Here is a 15,001-nt window from a genome sequence, read left to right as displayed (position 1 = left end):
GGAGTTGAGCCGCGTGTGGGGGGATGACTCATGACGTCGACGCCGACGGGCGCCCGGCAGAACTTCGACCCGTCACAGACCACCCAGCTCAGGGCGCCTTCGCACCGGACCGGCAGCATCACGGGGGCGCTCCGCCGGCTCAGGAAGACCCTGCCTCGGTACGACTACGAGCACTACAGTCGGCTGGCCGGCCCCCTCACCGAGCCCGATCCCGACAGGCCGTACAAGGTGCGGTACCGCTCGCTGATCTCGCAGGAGCCGCACCGCGTGCGCGTGGCCCTGATGCTGGCGGCCGCGCCCCTGCTCTCGCTGGTCCTGCTGGTCTGGCTGCTGCAACCCGCGCACTGGACCGAACGCGACTACCCGGCCTACGACTTCCTGCCGGCACTGGACGTCGTGATGCTGGTCTCGATCGGTCTGATCGAGTTCTTCCGCTGCATGAACGTGCTGTCGAACGCGCATGCCACGCTGGTCGCCCGCGACCCGATCCCGGTGGTGCCGCAGACCGGCACGAGAGTCGCCTTCCTCACCTCCTTCGTGCCCGGCAAGGAGCCGCTGGAGATGGTGACGAAGACCCTGGAGGCGGCGGTGCGGATCCGCCACCGGGGTCTGATGCACGTCTGGCTGCTCGACGAGGGCGACGACCCGGCGGTGAAGGAGGTCTGCGCCCGGCTCGGCGTGCACCACTTCTCCCGCAAGGGCATCGCGAAGTGGAACCAGGCCAAGGGCCCGCACCGCGCCAAGACCAAGCACGGCAACTACAACGCCTGGCTCGACGCGCACGGCGACGACTACGACTTCTTCGCGTCCGTCGACACCGACCACGTACCGCTGCCCAACTACCTGGAGCGGATGCTCGGCTTCTTCCGCGACCCGGACGTCGGCTTCGTGATCGGCCCGCAGGTGTACGGCAACTACGACACGTTCGTCACCAAGGCCGCCGAGTCGCAGCAGTTCCTCTTCCACGCGCTGATCCAGCGCGCCGGCAACCGCTACGGCGCCCCGATGTTCGTCGGCACCTCCAACGCGGTGCGGATCAAGGCGCTGAAGCAGATCGGCGGGCTGTACGACTCGATCACCGAGGACATGGCGACCGGGTTCGAGATCCACCGGCACCGCAACCCGGCCACGGGCCGCAAGTGGCGCTCGGTCTACACGCCGGACGTGCTCGCCGTCGGTGAGGGCCCGAGCGCCTGGACGGACTTCTTCACCCAGCAGATGCGCTGGTCGCGCGGCACGTACGAGACGATCCTCAAGCAGTACTGGAAGGGCTGGTTCACGCTGCCGCCGACCAAGCTCTTCAACTACACGATGATGATCATCTTCTACCCGATGTCGGCCCTCAACTGGATCCTCGCGGCGCTGAGTTGCGCGCTGTTCCTGGGCCTCGGCGCCTCGGGTGTGAACATCGACCCGGCGGTCTGGCTGATGCTCTACGGCAACGCCTCCGCCCTGCAGATCGGCCTGTACGTCTGGAACCGCCGCCACAACGTCTCGCCGCACGAGCCGGAGGGCTCCGGCGGGGTGGCCGGCATGGTGATGTCCGCGCTGTCGGCGCCGCTGTACGCGAAGGCGCTGATCGACTCGGCGCTGCGGCGCAAGAGCAAGTTCGTGGTCACGCCCAAGGGCGACTCGGCGAGCCCGGACCGCTGGTTCGGGACCTTCCGGTACCACTGGTACTTCATCCTGATCTTCGGCGGCTCGATAGCCGCCGGCTACTACTTCGGCCACTCCCACCCCGCCATGGTCATCTGGGCCTCGTTCGCCATGCTGATCACCGCGTTCCCGGTCTTCGCCTGGCGCTGGGAGCTGCGGCAGGCGAGGAAGAAGCCCGCCGCTCAGAGCCCGCCGGAGCCGCAGGACGCGGTGCCCACTCCGACACCGGCGCACTCGGCGGCCGCGCCGTACGCGCCGCACGTCCCCCAGCCGCGGCCCACATGGGTGGCGTCGAACGGGGGCGACGACCAGACCATGCAGATCGCCCTTGGTGGGTTTGGGGGGCGTAAGGAATGAACGACCGTGCCAGACGCCGCCGCGCCCGTCGACTCGCGATAGGCACGGCGGTGGTACTCGCGCTGGCCGGAATGAACGGGCCGTGGCTCCATCAGGTCGGGACCGAGAAGTACCACCAGTACCAGATCAACAGACCCGAGTACAAAGCGGAGAACGGCCGCTGGGAAATCGTCGAGTTCCCGGAGGAGTACCGCCAGAACACCATTCACGCGGCGCTGCTGCACACCGGCAAGATCCTGCTGGTGGCCGGGTCGGGCAACAACCAGGACAACTTCGACGCGAAGAAGTTCGACACTCGGTTGTGGGACCCGGTCAAGGACACCATCAAGAAGATCCCGACGCCCAACGACCTGTTCTGCACCGGCCATACGCAGCTGGCGAACGGCAATCTGCTGATCGCGGGCGGCACCAAGCGGTACGAGAAGCTCAAGGGTGACGTGAAGAAGGCCGGCGGCCTGATGATCGTCTACAACGAGAACCCGGACAAGCCGATCACGCTGCCCGCGGGCACGAAGTTCACCGGCAAGGAGAACGGCAAGACGTTCGTCTCCAAGGACCCGGTGCTGGTGCCGCGCGCGAAGAAGGTCTTCGACAAGAAGACCGGGCGTTTCCTGCGCAACGACCCCGGGTTCGGGCGGATCTATGTGGAGGCCGCGCGGGAAGGCGCGAAGTACGAGACCGGCACGCAGGACAACTACCGTGTGCAGGGGCTGACCGGCGCCGACGCGCGGAACACCTACGGCATCGCGCAGAAGCTGGCGCTGGACAAGAAGGACTTCCAGGGGATCCGGGACGCCTACGAGTTCGACCCGGTCGCGGAGAAGTACATCAAGGTCGATCCGATGAAGGAAGCCCGCTGGTATCCGACGCTCACCACGTTGAGCGACGGGAGGATCCTCAGTGTGTCCGGGCTGGACGACATCGGGCAGTTGGTGCCGGGGAAGAACGAGATCTTCGACCCGGAGACCAAGGAGTGGAGCTACACCGAGAAGGAGCGGCAGTTCCCGACGTATCCGGCGCTGTTCCTGATGCAGAACGGCAAGATCTTCTACTCCGGGGCGAACGCGGGGTACGGGCCCGACGACGTGGGCCGGGATCCGGGGATCTGGGACGTGGAGACCAACAAGTTCACCAAGGTGCCCGGCATGAGCGACGCGAACATGCTGGAGACCGCGAACTCCGTGCTGCTTCCGCCCGCGCAGGACGAGAAGTACATGGTGATCGGTGGGGGTGGGGTCGGCGAGTCCAAGCTGTCCAGCGACAAGACGCGGATCGTGGATCTGACGGCGGATGATCCTCGATTCGTGGACGGGCCGTCACTGGGCAAGGGCACCCGGTATCCGCAGGCCTCGGTGCTGCCGGACGACAGTGTGCTGGTATCCGGCGGCTCGGAGGACTATCGCGGGCGCAGCGACTCCAACATCCTTGAGGCGCGGCTGTATCACCCTGAGCGCAATGAACTCCAGCGGGTTGCCGACCCGTTGGTGGGGCGGAACTATCACTCGGGGTCGATTCTTTTGCCCGACGGGCGGGTGATGTTCTTCGGGTCGGACTCGTTGTTCGGGGATGCGGCGAACACCAAGCCGGCGAAGTTCGAGCAGCGGATCGAGATTTATACGCCGCCGTATCTGTATCGGGGGGCTCAGCCTTCGTTGTCGGGTGGGCCGCGGACCATTGCGCGCGGCGAGTCGGGGGCGTTCACCTCGAAGCACGCGTCTTCTGTCAAGAAGGTGCGGTTGATTCGGCCCAGCGCTTCGACGCATGTGACGGATGTGGATCAGCGGTCCATTGCGTTGGACTTCAGTGTGGCCGGCGACAAGGTGACCGTGACCGTGCCGGGGAATCGGAATCTGGTGCAGGGTGGGTGGTACATGATGTTTGTGGTTGATGATCAGGGGACGCCGTCGCAAGCGCAGTGGGTTCGGGTGCCGTAGCGCTCCCGCGGGTTCGTTCTCGGGTGCGGGAGCGCTGTGGCTTGTCGCGCAGTTCCCCGCGCCCCTAGGTCGTTGAGCCCCGCGCCAGTTTCAGGGCATAGTCGGGCCACCAGGCGCCTGCCCTCGGGCCGCCCTTGCATTCGCCGTCCGATTCTCCTGGGCGTTTGATCCAGAGGTAGGCGTCCACCAGGGGGTCGGCTGTTTTTGTCGTCGGGGTTTCTCCCAGGGCCCTGCCCGGAGGGTTGCACCAGCGTTCGTTGGGGTCGCCCTCCGTGTAGGGGCCGTTGCCGTTGCGGCTGGTGTCGATGACGAAGTGTTTGTCGCCGACCTTGGCGGAGAGTTCCTTGCCGTAGGCGATGGAGTCCTCGGTGGAGTAGAAGTTGGAGACGTTGACCGAGAAGCCGTCGGCCTGGGTGATGCCGGCGCGGTTCAGGGGTTCGAAGATCTGGTCGGGGTGGCCCCAGCCGGCGTTGCCCGCGTCCAGGTAGACCTTGGTGTTCTGCTGGGACTTGAGCCTGTCGATGGCGTACTTGAGCAGGGCGTAGCGCTCCTCGTGGAACTCGCCCGGCGTGCAGCCGTCCACCAGGTGCAGCACGGCGTCCGGTTCCAGGATCACCGTCGCGGAGCGGTCGCCGATGCCCCGGGCGACGCCGTCGATCCAGGAGCGGTAGGCGTTGCCGTCGGCGGCGCCGCCTCCCGAGTACTGGCCGCAGTCGCGGTGCGGGATGTTGTAGAGGACGAGCAGGGCCGTACGGTCGGCCTTCGCGGCGGCCTCGGTGAAGCCGCGCGCCTCCTGCTCGGGGTTCTCCGGGCCGATCCACTCACCGGTCGGCTGCTGGGCGATCTTGCGGATCTGGTCGGCCTCGGTCTTCTTGTTGTCCTTGACATAGTCGGCGACCTGCTGGGCCGCGTTCCCGTCCGGGTTGACCCAGAACGGGGCGGCGTCCTTGGGCTGTTGGGTGATCCCGGCGCCGCCCGCCTTGTCGCCGCCGTCCCCGTCATCGTCTCCGTCGCCGGACGAGCAACCCGCGATCAGCAGTGCCGCCCCCAGCACCGCCGCGGTCGCCCGCATTCCGGCCGCCCCCCTGCTGCCGTACATCCAACTCCCCCTTGGGTGCACTGGTATCGGCCCCAATCCTGACATACGTCGCGCTGCCCCCACGAGGCCGCCGCCGGGCTTGGCCGTGAGCTGTTACAGGCCGGTTCGGGTGAGGTAGGCCGAGACGACGACGTTCGCCGTGTAGCTGCGGGTGGTGCGGTCGAAGGTGCCGCCGCAGGTGATCAGCCGCAGCTCGGCCCGGCCGGACTTGCGTACGCCGTAGGCCTGTTGGGCGTCGAAGTGGTCGCGGCTGAGGACCAAGACGTCGTCGACGGTGAACTCGGCGACCTTGCCGTCGTCGCGGACGACCCGGACGGTGGCGCCGGGCTTCAGGGCGCTGAGCCTGTAGAAGACGGCGGGGCGGGTCTCGGTGTCGACGTGGCCCACCATCAGCGCGGTGCCGACCGCGCCCGGCTTGGTGCCGGCCGCGTACCAGCCGACGACGGCCGGCTGGTCGTACGGCGGTGGATCGACCGCTCCCTGCGGGTCGAGCCCGCGGGCCACGACCGGCGCCTGGACGCCGAGGCCGGGGATGTCGAGGCGCTGGGGCAGCGCGCCGGTCAGGGGTTCGGCGGGGGGCGGCAGGTCGGCGGTGGGCGGGCGGCCGGCCGCCGCCATGTCGCCGGTGGTGGGCGCGGCGATCCCGTGCCGTACGTCGGTGACCTCGCGGCCCCACAGCCACAGCCCGAGCAGCAGCAGCGCCCAGACCACGCCCATGACGAGCCGCCAGGTGCCGACGGAGCGTTCCCGGTCGGACATGATCGGTCAACCCGTCCTGCCGCTCCGGCGGCTGCCGAGCACGACGACGGCGACCCCGGCCGCGCCGACGAGGATCAGTCCGATGACCGCGTGCGCCGGGTTGGGGCCGGTGTCGCGGGTGTCCGCCGCGGCGAGGCCCGCGGTGCCGCCGCCGCCCGCCTTGACGGGGGCGACCGGGGAGGCGTACGCGGACGGGGAGCCGAGGTCCGGACCGGACGCCGGGGCACCGGCGAGGGTGAGGGGTGTCGTGATCGACTTGGGCCCGTCCGCGCCGTCGCAGGTGACCTTGACCTCGTAGGACTGTGCCGGCCGGAGCGAGGAGCGGACGCGGGTCTCGCCGGTCAGCACGCCGTCCGCACCACTGAGGCGGACGTCGGCGATGAAGGCGGGCGAGGCGGCGAGGCCGGTCCGGCCCGTGCAGCCGGTCACCCGGAGCGCGACATCGCTGCCGGGCGCCGGGGTGGAAGGGCTGACCGAGACACCGTCGTCCGCCGCGTGGGCCGCCGGGGTGAGGGTGGCGGTGGCGGCCAGGACGCCCGTACAGAGAGTGAGTCGCAGTGAACCCATCGTGAACCTCCAGATACCTGGAGACTCCCCCGCACGACCCGCCCCCGCATCCTCAGCGGGGGCGGGACTGCTCCGTACGGGTGGGTTTCGCCCCGATATGCCCGGCGGATGGTTTGCGGCGGCTAGACGCGGTCCACGAGTTCCGCGATCGAGTCGACGACCTGCGACGGCCGGTAAGGGAAGTCCTCGACCTGCTCGGGCCGGGTCAGGCCGGTCAGCACCAGGAAGGTCTGCATGCCGGCCTCCATGCCCGCCAGCACGTCGGTGTCCATCCGGTCGCCGATCATCGCGCTGGTCTCGGAGTGGGCGCCGAGGGTGTTGAGGCCGGTGCGCATCATCAGGGGGTTCGGCTTGCCCGCGAAGTAGGGCTTGCGGCCGGTGGCCTGGGTGATCAGCGCGGCGACGGCGCCGGTCGCGGGGAGCGGGCCCTCGGCGGAGGGGCCGGTCTCGTCCGGGTTGGTGCAGATGAACCGGGCGCCGCCGAGGATGAGCCGTACCGCCTTGGTCATGGCTTCGAAGGAGTACGTCCGGGTCTCGCCGAGGACGACGTAGTCCGGCTCGTGGTCGGTGAGGATGTACCCGATGTCGTGCAGCGCCGTGGTCAGACCGGCCTCGCCGATCACGTACGCCGAGCCGCCGGGCCGCTGGTCGTCCAGGAACTTCGCGGTGGCCAGCGCGGACGTCCAGATGTTCTCGATCGGCACGTCCAGGCCCATCCGGCTGAGCCGGGCGTGCAGGTCGCGCGGGGTGTAGATGGAGTTGTTGGTGAGTACCAGGAAGGGCTTGCCGGACTCCCGCAGCTTCTTGATGAAGGCGTCGGCGCCGGGGATCGGTACGCCCTCGTGGATCAGCACTCCGTCCATGTCGGTGAGCCATGACTCGATGGGCTTGCGTTCTGCCATGTGCGTCGATCACTCCTGCGTACGTGCGGACTGAGCGGGGCGCCGGAACCACGGCGTACCGACGCCCCCAGGGTAGTCAGGACTGCGTGATCCTGACCCTGTCGATCACCCAGTACTGCGCAGTGGTCAGCTGCCGGTGGCCGACTTCCAGGCGTCGACGTACTTCGTCAGGTTCTTGTCGATGTCGTTCCAGTCGGGCTCGAAGTTATGGGGGCGGGTCCGGTAGGAGGCCTTGGTGCGGATCTTGGAGACGGCGAGCGGGACCAGCAGGGTCGCCGCCATCAGGACCACCGCGATCGCGGAGCCGGCGAACAGGGCGCCGCGGTCGGTGGCCGCGTGGACGAGGACCGGGAGCGGGGTCCAGTCGGGCGGGTAGAGCATCATCGTGGCGCTCAACTCGCCCATGGACAGGGCGAAGCAGAGGCCGGCGGCGGCGGTGAGGGAGGGCAGCAGCAGGGGGATCCTGACCCGCCACAGGACGTAGGAGGGCCGGGCGCCGAGGGAGGCGGCGGCCTGTTCGTACGCCAGGTCGAGCCGGACGATCGCGGCGGCGACGGACTGGTAGGCGAACGCGGTGACCAGCACGGTGTGGGCGACGATCACGATTCAGCGGGTGCCGTTGAGCAGGCACGGCGGCTGGGAGAACGCGACCAGGATCGCGAGGGAAGACGTCGGCGTAGGGCTGCACCGAGGTTCCGCCGGTGTCCGGCTGGAGGGACTGCTGGACGACCAGGGCGAGGGGGTAGAGGAAGAAGAGGGACCAGCGACGCCCCATCGCCTCATTTCCCGCGAAGCGCTCACCGCCGCCTGCGGGCCAGCAGCAGGGCCGTGCCGGTGACGACGAGTAGGAAGGACGTGGCGGCGAAGGCGCCGTGGGGGGTGGTGAGGCCGGTGCGGGCTAGTTCGTCGGCGAAGGACAGGCGGCCCTCGGGGGCGGTGGGGGCGGCGGAGGGGTCGTCGTCCGGCTCGGCGGCACCCTCCGGCTCGACGCGCACGCGGAACCGGTAGTCGTTCGACTGCCCGACCCAGTCGCCGTCGTCATCACGCCGCTGCACGACGGCCGCGTTGGCGGTGACGTCGTTCGGTACGGCGTCGGAGGTCAGCGCCAGCCGCACCCGCACGGTCAGTGTCTGCCCGGGCGGCACGGTGAACCCCGCGAACTCCTCGCCGAAGGCCCCGACCAGTTCGTCCCGGTCGGTCCGCTCGAACCGGACCGGACGCGGTCGCGAGCCTTCGTAGAACTCCAGGCGCGGCTGCGACGGCTTCAGCGCCCGCTTGCCGTCCACGAGCACGACGACCGGGTGGATGCCGGTGCAGGGGCTCTGGGTGGTGTTGGTGAGATCGATGGACCACATCCCGTACCCGCCGCCGGCGTCGTAGGAGTCGGGGCCGCCGTGGATACGGGTGGTGATCGGGAACTGCCGGTCGTCGGAGGCGGCGCAGTGGGGCCCGGGGGCCGCGTGCGCCGGCGATGCGGTGGCGCCGAGGAGGGCGGCCGCGGCGAGGATGACGGGGAGGGCGGAGGAGAGGGGGACGGGCGTGCACGGTCGCATGAATCCATTCCGTGCCGGGCGACACCCTCCGCGCGAGAACACCGCGCCGTACGGCCCAACAGGTCCGCCCGATCGAGCAACTCGCGGGCCACAGCCGCCGACACGGCCGCATCACCGGGAACGCCGCCCCAGGCCACGCAGACCGCACCGCCCGCTCAACCAGTCCCCCGCCTCACCGGCGGTCCACCGCAAAGGGCCCGGCCTCCAGACCACCCTCACCCACCGCCCGCCCGGACAGACCACCAGCCCACCGACCGGACCCCGACGAAAGGCCGAGCCTCCGAGCCACCCCCACCCACCGCACGCCGACACGACCCACCAGCCACAGGCGAGCCACCGCAAAAGCCCCGGCCCCCAGACCACCCCAACCCCACCGCCCGCCCGGACAAACCACCAGCCCACCGACCGGACCCCAACAAAAGGCCGAGCCTCCGAGCCACCCCCACCCACCGCACGCCGACACGACCCGATCGACCAAGCCACCAGCCCACAGACGCGCCACCGCAAAAGCCCCGGACCCCCCAGCCCCCACCCCACCGCCCGCCCGGCACGAGGGATACGGCGAAAGGTCGAGCCCCCCTCACCCGACCGCCCGCCCGAACAACGGCGCCAGTAGCAGTTGTGCCGCGCCCTCGGCGACCGCGCGTCTTCCGCCGCCCGCGAGTCGTACCGGAACCGCCTGCTCCCCCGTACGCCGGGCACGTTCCGCGAGGACGCCGGCGACCCCGCGTACGAACCGCTCCGGCTCGGCCGCGACGGTCCGCCCGCCCAGCAGCACGAGGTCGACGTCGAGCAGCGCGACCAGGTTGCACGCCCCGACCCCCAGCACCCGCGCCGCCTCCGCCACATCTCCCCGCGTCACCGCGCCCAGACACAGCGCCTCGACGCACCCCCGGTTCCCGCACCCGCACACCGGTCCGTCCAGCTGCACGACCTGATGCCCGAACTCCCCCGCCCCGGTCCGGGCCCCGCGATGGACCACACCCCCGATCACCAGCCCGCACCCGAGCCCCGCCGCGAAGTGCAGGTACGCGAAGGACCCGCTCCCACCCGCCACCGCCAGCCGCAACGCGGCGGCGTTCGTGTCCTTGTCGACGACCACCGGCAGCTCCAGCCGCCGCCCCAGTACGTCCCGCAGCGGAAACCCGTCCCACTCCGGAAACCCGGTGACCCGGTGCAGCACCCCACGGACGTGATCGAGAGGCCCGGGCAACGCGACCCCGACCCCGAGCATCGTCCGCACGTCGGCCGCCGAGTCACCTTCGAGGACCTCCGCGACGAGGGCCACCACCTGCCCCACCACGGTCTCGGCCCCCGCGCCGAGGTCGATCGCCGAGCGCCGCTCCCCCACCACCACGCCCGCCAGATCGACCAGCACCACCCGCAGCTCGTCCCGGTCCAGATGCACCCCCACGGCATGCCCGGCCTCCGGCACCAGCCGCAGCACCGTCCGCGGCTTGCCCCCCGTGGACACCAGCCGCCCGGCCTCGATCACCAGCCCCTCGTCCCGCAACCGCCCGGTGATCTTGCTGACGGCCTGCGGGGTCAGCGCGGTCCGCTCGGCGAGCTCCAGCCGGCTGACGCCCTCCGCCCCGGCCCTGCGCAGGAGTTCGAGGACCAGCGCGGCGTTGTGGCTCCGCACCGCCAGCAGATTCGCCCCCTGCCGCACGCCCTGCTGCGTGCCGTGCGGCACACCCGCCCCGGTGGTGGTATTCGGCCTGTTCACCCTCCCATTGTCCCCTCCGCTTGCACTTTGGCAACAGCGTTGCGAAAGTGGATGTATGACTGGCACACCCCCTGGCTCGCCCCTCCGCGTCGGCCTCGTCGGCTACGGCCTGGCGGGCTCCGTCTTCCACGCTCCGCTGATCGCCACCACCGAGGGCCTGACCCTGGACACGGTGGCCACCTCGAACCCCGAGCGGCAGGAGCAGGCCCGCACCGAGCACCCGGGCGTCCGGGTCGCCGCCACCCCCGACGAGCTGTTCGAGCGCGCCGAGGACCTGGACCTGATCGTCATCGCGTCCCCGAACAAGACGCACGTCCCCCTCGCCACCACCGCCCTGAAGTCCGGCCTCCCGGTGGTCGTCGACAAGCCCGTCGCCGGCACCGCGGCCGAGGCCCGCGCGCTCGCCGCCCTCGCCGACGAGCACGGCCTGCTCCTGTCCGTCTTCCAGAACCGCCGCTGGGACAACGACTTCCTGACCCTGCGCCACCTCATCGCCGAGGGCGAGCTGGGTGACGTATGGCGCTTCGAGTCCCGCTTCGAGCGGTGGCGGCCGCAGCCGAAGGGCGGCTGGCGGGAGTCCGGCGACCCGGCAGAGATCGGAGGTCTGCTCTACGACCTCGGCAGCCACGTCGTCGACCAGGCCCTGGTCCTGTTCGGCCCCGCCACCTCGGTCTACGCCGAGGCCGACATCCGCCGCCCGGGCGCCGAGACGGACGACGACACCTTCATCGCCCTCACCCACGCGAGCGGCGTCCGCTCCCACCTCTACGTCTCCGCGACGACCGCCCAACTCGGCCCCCGCTTCCGGGTCCTGGGCTCGCAGGCCGGTTACGTCAAGTACGGCCTCGACCCGCAGGAGGCGGCCCTCCGGGACGGGCAGCGCCCCTCCGAGGCCGCCGAATGGGGCACGGAACCCGAGTCGCTGTGGGGCCGCGTCGGCTCCGGCGAGTCCCCGCTGACCGGCGGCGGCCGCCCGCTGCGCACCCTGCCCGGCGACTACCCCGCGTACTACGCCGGGATCGCCGCCGCCCTGCGCGACGGCGCCCCCAACCCGGTGACCGCCCTGGAGGCGGCCGCTGCCCTCGACGTACTGGAAGCGGCCCGCCGTTCGGCCCGCGACGGAGTGACGGTGACCCTGTGACGAACAGCCAATACAGCCACAAGAGCGCGATGACCCCGAAGATCACCCCCGAGCTGACGCCCACCGTCGAGGAGCTGGAGGCACAGGAACGCCGCCTGGTGTTCCGGCAGTTCACCCACGACGACGCCTGGGTGCTCGGCTCCCTGCTGGTGGAACTGGCCCGGGAGCGCCAGGCCCCGGTCGCCATCGACATCCACCGCGCCGGCCAGCAGCTCTTCCACGCCGCCCTGCCCGGCTCCACCCCCGACAACGACGCCTGGATCGCCCGCAAGCGCCGGGTGGTGGAGCGCTACGGCTCCGCGTCGTACCTGGTCGGCGCCCGCTGCCGGGCCAAGGGGACCACCTTCGAGGAGTCCTCCCGCCTGGACCCGGACACCTACGCCGCCCACGGCGGCTCCTTCCCGATCACCGTGGCGGGCGTGGGAGTCGTCGGAGCGGTGACGGTCTCCGGTCTCCCCCAGCTCCAGGACCACCGCCTGGTGGTGGAGGCGCTGGAGCACCTTCTGGGCGATCAGGCCTGAGTCCCGGCCTCCCGCTCGGGCCGGGATTATCGGAAGCGACCCTCCGGTTGTCACAGGCGTATCAGCCGTCACGGCAACCGGAGGGATCGTCCCCATGAACAACCCCGTCACCTCGCTGAAGGAGCGGCTGGGACGGTACGGCATCTGGAGCGTGGGCCTGCGCTCGGAGGATCCCGACCGCCGCCCGGAGCTGGACGAGTCGGCCGCCGAACTGGAGGAGCTGGGCTTCGGCACGCTCTGGCTGGGCGGCAGCAGCTCCACCGCGAACGCCGCTCCGCTCGTCCACGCCACGAAGAGCATCACCGTCGGCACCAGCATCCAGAGCATCTGGCAGCACGACCCCGCCGACACGGCCGCGGCCTACGCCGAGCTGGAGGCGACCCACCCGGGCCGGTTCCTGCTGGGCCTGGGCGTGAGCCACGCCAAGCTCACCGACCAGTACCGGCGCCCGTACTCGGCCCTCGTCGGCTACCTCGACGAGCTCGACGCCGCCGGAGTGCCCGCCGAACGCCGGGTGCTGGCGGCGCTGGGCCCGAAGACCCTGGAGCTGGCCCGGGACCGCGCGGCCGGCGCGATCCCGTACCTGGTGACCCCGGAGTACACGGCGTACGCCCGCGAGATCCTGGGCGAAGGCCCGCTCCTCGCCCCCGAGTTGAAGGTCGTCCTGGAACGGGACCCGGCCCGGGCCCGCAGTGTGGCCCGGGATTACCTGGCCATGTATCTCTCGCTCCCCAACTACACGAACAACTTCCTCCGCCACGGCTTCACCGAGTCGGACCTGGCGGACGGCGGCAGCGACCGCCTGATCGACGCGGTGTACGCCTGGGGCGACGAGGACCACATCCGGGAGCGCATCGCGGCGTTCCACGCGGCGGGCGCGGACCACGTGGCGCTCCAGGTGGTCACCGACGACCCCAGGGACGCGCTGCCCCGGGAGGAATGGCGCAGGCTGGCCGACCTGCTGACGTGAGCGCCAGTACGCGGGACAGAGCGGACCCCGACGGAGTCACCCGTCGGGGTCCCGCACCCTCAGGCGTCCTTCAGCTCCTGCCGCTGCCGCCCCAGCCCCTCGATCTCCAGCTCCACCACATCGCCCGCCCGCAGATACGGCTTGGGCTCCGGCTGCCCCAGCGCGACCCCCGCGGGCGTACCGGTGTTGATCACATCGCCCGGGTACAGGGTCATGAAGTGGCTGACGTACCGCACGACCTCCCCCACGGAGAAGATCTGCTCGGCGGTCGTGCCGTCCTGCTTCAGCTCCCCGTTGACCCACAGCCGCAGCGACAGCTTCTGCGGGTCCGGCGCCTCGTCCGCCGTCACCAGCCACGGCCCGAGCGGATTGAACGTCTCGCAGTTCTTGCCCTTGTCCCAGGTGCCGCCGCGCTCGATCTGGAACTCCCGCTCGGACACGTCGTGCGCCACCGCGTACCCGGCGACATGCCCGAGCGCCTCCTGCGCCGACTCCAGGTAGCGGGCCGTGCGCCCGATGACGACGGCCAGCTCCACCTCCCAGTCGGTCTTCCGGGAGCCGCGCGGTACGAGCACGGTGTCGTTCGGACCGACCACCGTGTCCGCGGCCTTGAAGAAGATCACCGGCTCGGCGGGCGGCTCGGCGCCGGTCTCCCGGGCGTGGTCGTGGTAGTTCAGCCCGATGCACACGATCTTGCCGATCCGCCCCAGCGGCGGCCCGATCCGCAGCCCCGCCCCGTCCAGCACGGGCAACTCCCCGGCACCGGCGGCCGCGCGGATCCGGCCGAGGGCGGCGTCGTCGGCGAGCAGCGCACCGTCGATGTCCGGCACGAGACCCGACAGGTCCCGCAGCACGCCTTCGGCGTCGAGCAGCGCGGGCCGCTCCGCCCCGGCCGTACCGACTCGCAGCAGCTTCATGATCACAATCTCCCTCGATCGTGGGGCGTCCGCCGACGTGTGCAGCCATCGGAGGACTGGTCGATCCTCCAAGGTGACGTTCCAGTCCGCAATACCTCGTTCACGTACTGGACCGTAGCCACGGGTGCTCAGCGGTAGAGCACGGCCCGCTCGACGGCACTCCACGTCGTACTGGTCACCACGTACAGGGCGGCCGCCAGCGGCACCACCGCCACCGTGACGAGCGTGAAGAAGGACATGAACGGCATGACCTTGGTGACGGCGCCGAGGCCGGGCACCTGCTCGCCGTCCGCCGGAACGGGACCACCGGCGGCCATCGTCCGCTTCGTACGGCGATAGTTGAACACGGCAACGACTGCGACGACGGCGAACAGCCCGACGTACACCAGCCCCGCCGCCCCGAGCACCCCACCGTCACCCAGCGCGTCCACCCACCGGTCCCCCAGCGGCGCGGCCAGCAGCTGATGACCGAGCAGGGCGTTCGCCTCGCCGCCGATCGTCGGGTTCGAGAAGAGGTGGTAGAGCAGGAAGAAAGCGGGCAACTGCATCAGGCCGGGCAGGCAGCCCGCGAGCGGCGACACCTTCTCCTTCGCGTGCAGCTCCAGTACGGCCTGCTGAAGCCGCTCGGGGTTCCCACGGTGCTTCTTCCGCAGCTCCGCGATCTTCGGCTGCAACTCGGTGCGCGCCTTCTGCCCCCGCGCGGACGCCCTGGACAGCGGCAGCACCAGCAGGCGTACGAACGCGGTGAACAGGACGATCGCGGCGGCGGCCGCGGAGGCGTGGAACAGCGGCTGGAGCAGCTCGGCGAGCTGCTCGACCAGGTTGGCGAAAACGGACATGGGTGAGCCCTCCGTCATGGGTCTCGTCGTGCCGGGACATGGCGTGGCGGCATGACGACC

Annotated in this window: 13 protein-coding genes and 1 pseudogene; 5 read left to right on the top strand and 9 right to left on the bottom strand. The window is 70.6% G+C overall.

Translation table 11 applies throughout. The features are described from left to right. Positions 1 to 30 precede the first annotated feature (30 nt). Together I2W78_RS24810 and I2W78_RS24805 are read left to right on the top strand one after the other, a co-directional pair. Positions 31 to 2,013 (top strand): glycosyltransferase family 2 protein, encoded by a 1,983-nt coding sequence (locus I2W78_RS24810; RefSeq protein WP_196462476.1) that lies wholly within the window; start codon positions 31 to 33, stop codon positions 2,011 to 2,013. Continuing rightward, positions 2,010 to 3,947: a kelch motif-containing protein gene (locus tag I2W78_RS24805; RefSeq protein ID WP_196462475.1), complete on the top strand. Its 1,938-nt coding sequence runs from the start codon at positions 2,010 to 2,012 to the stop codon at positions 3,945 to 3,947. Before I2W78_RS24810 ends, I2W78_RS24805 begins: the two co-directional genes overlap by 4 nt. Positions 3,948 to 4,011: 64 nt before the next feature. Here I2W78_RS24805 and I2W78_RS24800 read toward each other — a convergent pair whose 3' ends face one another. The 7 genes and pseudogenes from I2W78_RS24800 to I2W78_RS24770 all read right to left on the bottom strand — a co-directional run bounded on the left by I2W78_RS24800 (position 4,012) and on the right by I2W78_RS24770 (position 10,520). Next, complete coding sequence (locus I2W78_RS24800; protein WP_196462474.1) at positions 4,012 to 5,046, bottom strand: glycoside hydrolase family 6 protein; 1,035 nt, start codon at positions 5,044 to 5,046, stop codon at positions 4,012 to 4,014. Positions 5,047 to 5,139: 93 nt separating this feature from the next. Next, positions 5,140 to 5,805, bottom strand: coding sequence for a class F sortase (locus tag I2W78_RS24795; protein ID WP_196462473.1), 666 nt, complete (start codon positions 5,803 to 5,805; stop codon positions 5,140 to 5,142). Positions 5,806 to 5,811: 6 nt separating this feature from the next. Further along, entirely contained in the window at positions 5,812 to 6,372 is a 561-nt protein-coding gene (locus tag I2W78_RS24790; RefSeq protein ID WP_196462472.1) for a hypothetical protein, read from the bottom strand. A 122-nt stretch (positions 6,373 to 6,494) separates the two neighbouring features. Then, the gene (locus tag I2W78_RS24785; protein WP_196462471.1) at positions 6,495 to 7,274 is read right to left on the bottom strand and encodes an HAD-IIA family hydrolase; all 780 of its coding nucleotides are present in this window, start codon (positions 7,272 to 7,274) and stop codon (positions 6,495 to 6,497) included. 219 nt (positions 7,275 to 7,493) lie between these two features. After that, positions 7,494 to 7,937 (bottom strand): annotated as a pseudogene (locus tag I2W78_RS24780) (ABC transporter permease); the annotation flags it as partial. 134 nt (positions 7,938 to 8,071) lie between these two features. Continuing rightward, complete coding sequence (locus I2W78_RS24775) at positions 8,072 to 8,827, bottom strand: hypothetical protein (RefSeq protein ID WP_196462470.1); 756 nt, start codon at positions 8,825 to 8,827, stop codon at positions 8,072 to 8,074. Between the two features lie 580 nt (positions 8,828 to 9,407). Further along, on the bottom strand, positions 9,408 to 10,520 hold the full coding sequence (locus tag I2W78_RS24770) for an ROK family transcriptional regulator (RefSeq protein WP_307783988.1): 1,113 nt from the start codon (positions 10,518 to 10,520) through the stop codon (positions 9,408 to 9,410). Between the two features lie 88 nt (positions 10,521 to 10,608). Between I2W78_RS24770 and I2W78_RS24765 the strand changes: the two genes are divergently transcribed. The 3 genes from I2W78_RS24765 (at position 10,609) to I2W78_RS24755 (ending at position 13,185) form a co-directional block, all read left to right on the top strand. Further along, positions 10,609 to 11,694 (top strand): Gfo/Idh/MocA family protein, encoded by a 1,086-nt coding sequence (locus I2W78_RS24765; RefSeq protein ID WP_196462468.1) that lies wholly within the window; start codon positions 10,609 to 10,611, stop codon positions 11,692 to 11,694. 29 nt (positions 11,695 to 11,723) lie between these two features. After that, positions 11,724 to 12,215, top strand: coding sequence for a heme-degrading domain-containing protein (locus I2W78_RS24760; RefSeq protein WP_196464702.1), 492 nt, complete (start codon positions 11,724 to 11,726; stop codon positions 12,213 to 12,215). Between the two features lie 94 nt (positions 12,216 to 12,309). Continuing rightward, on the top strand, positions 12,310 to 13,185 hold the full coding sequence (locus tag I2W78_RS24755) for an LLM class F420-dependent oxidoreductase (RefSeq protein WP_196462467.1): 876 nt from the start codon (positions 12,310 to 12,312) through the stop codon (positions 13,183 to 13,185). 59 nt (positions 13,186 to 13,244) lie between these two features. On the opposite strand, the gene I2W78_RS24750 is transcribed toward I2W78_RS24755, so the two are convergent. Both I2W78_RS24750 and I2W78_RS24745 read right to left on the bottom strand, forming a co-directional pair. After that, a complete protein-coding gene (locus tag I2W78_RS24750) occupies positions 13,245 to 14,102 on the bottom strand; it encodes a fumarylacetoacetate hydrolase family protein (protein WP_196462466.1) in 858 nt (285 codons plus the stop codon). 128 nt (positions 14,103 to 14,230) lie between these two features. Beyond that, positions 14,231 to 14,941, bottom strand: a complete 711-nt coding sequence (locus I2W78_RS24745; protein WP_196462465.1) for a YidC/Oxa1 family membrane protein insertase — start codon at positions 14,939 to 14,941, stop codon at positions 14,231 to 14,233. Positions 14,942 to 15,001: the final 60 nt, after the last annotated feature.

The sequence above is a fragment of the Streptomyces spinoverrucosus genome (assembly GCF_015712165.1).
Classification (GTDB): Bacteria; Actinomycetota; Actinomycetes; order Streptomycetales; family Streptomycetaceae; genus Streptomyces; species Streptomyces spinoverrucosus_A.
Note: the sequence above shows the minus strand (reverse complement) of the source record. Positions and strands in the feature narration are given on the sequence as shown.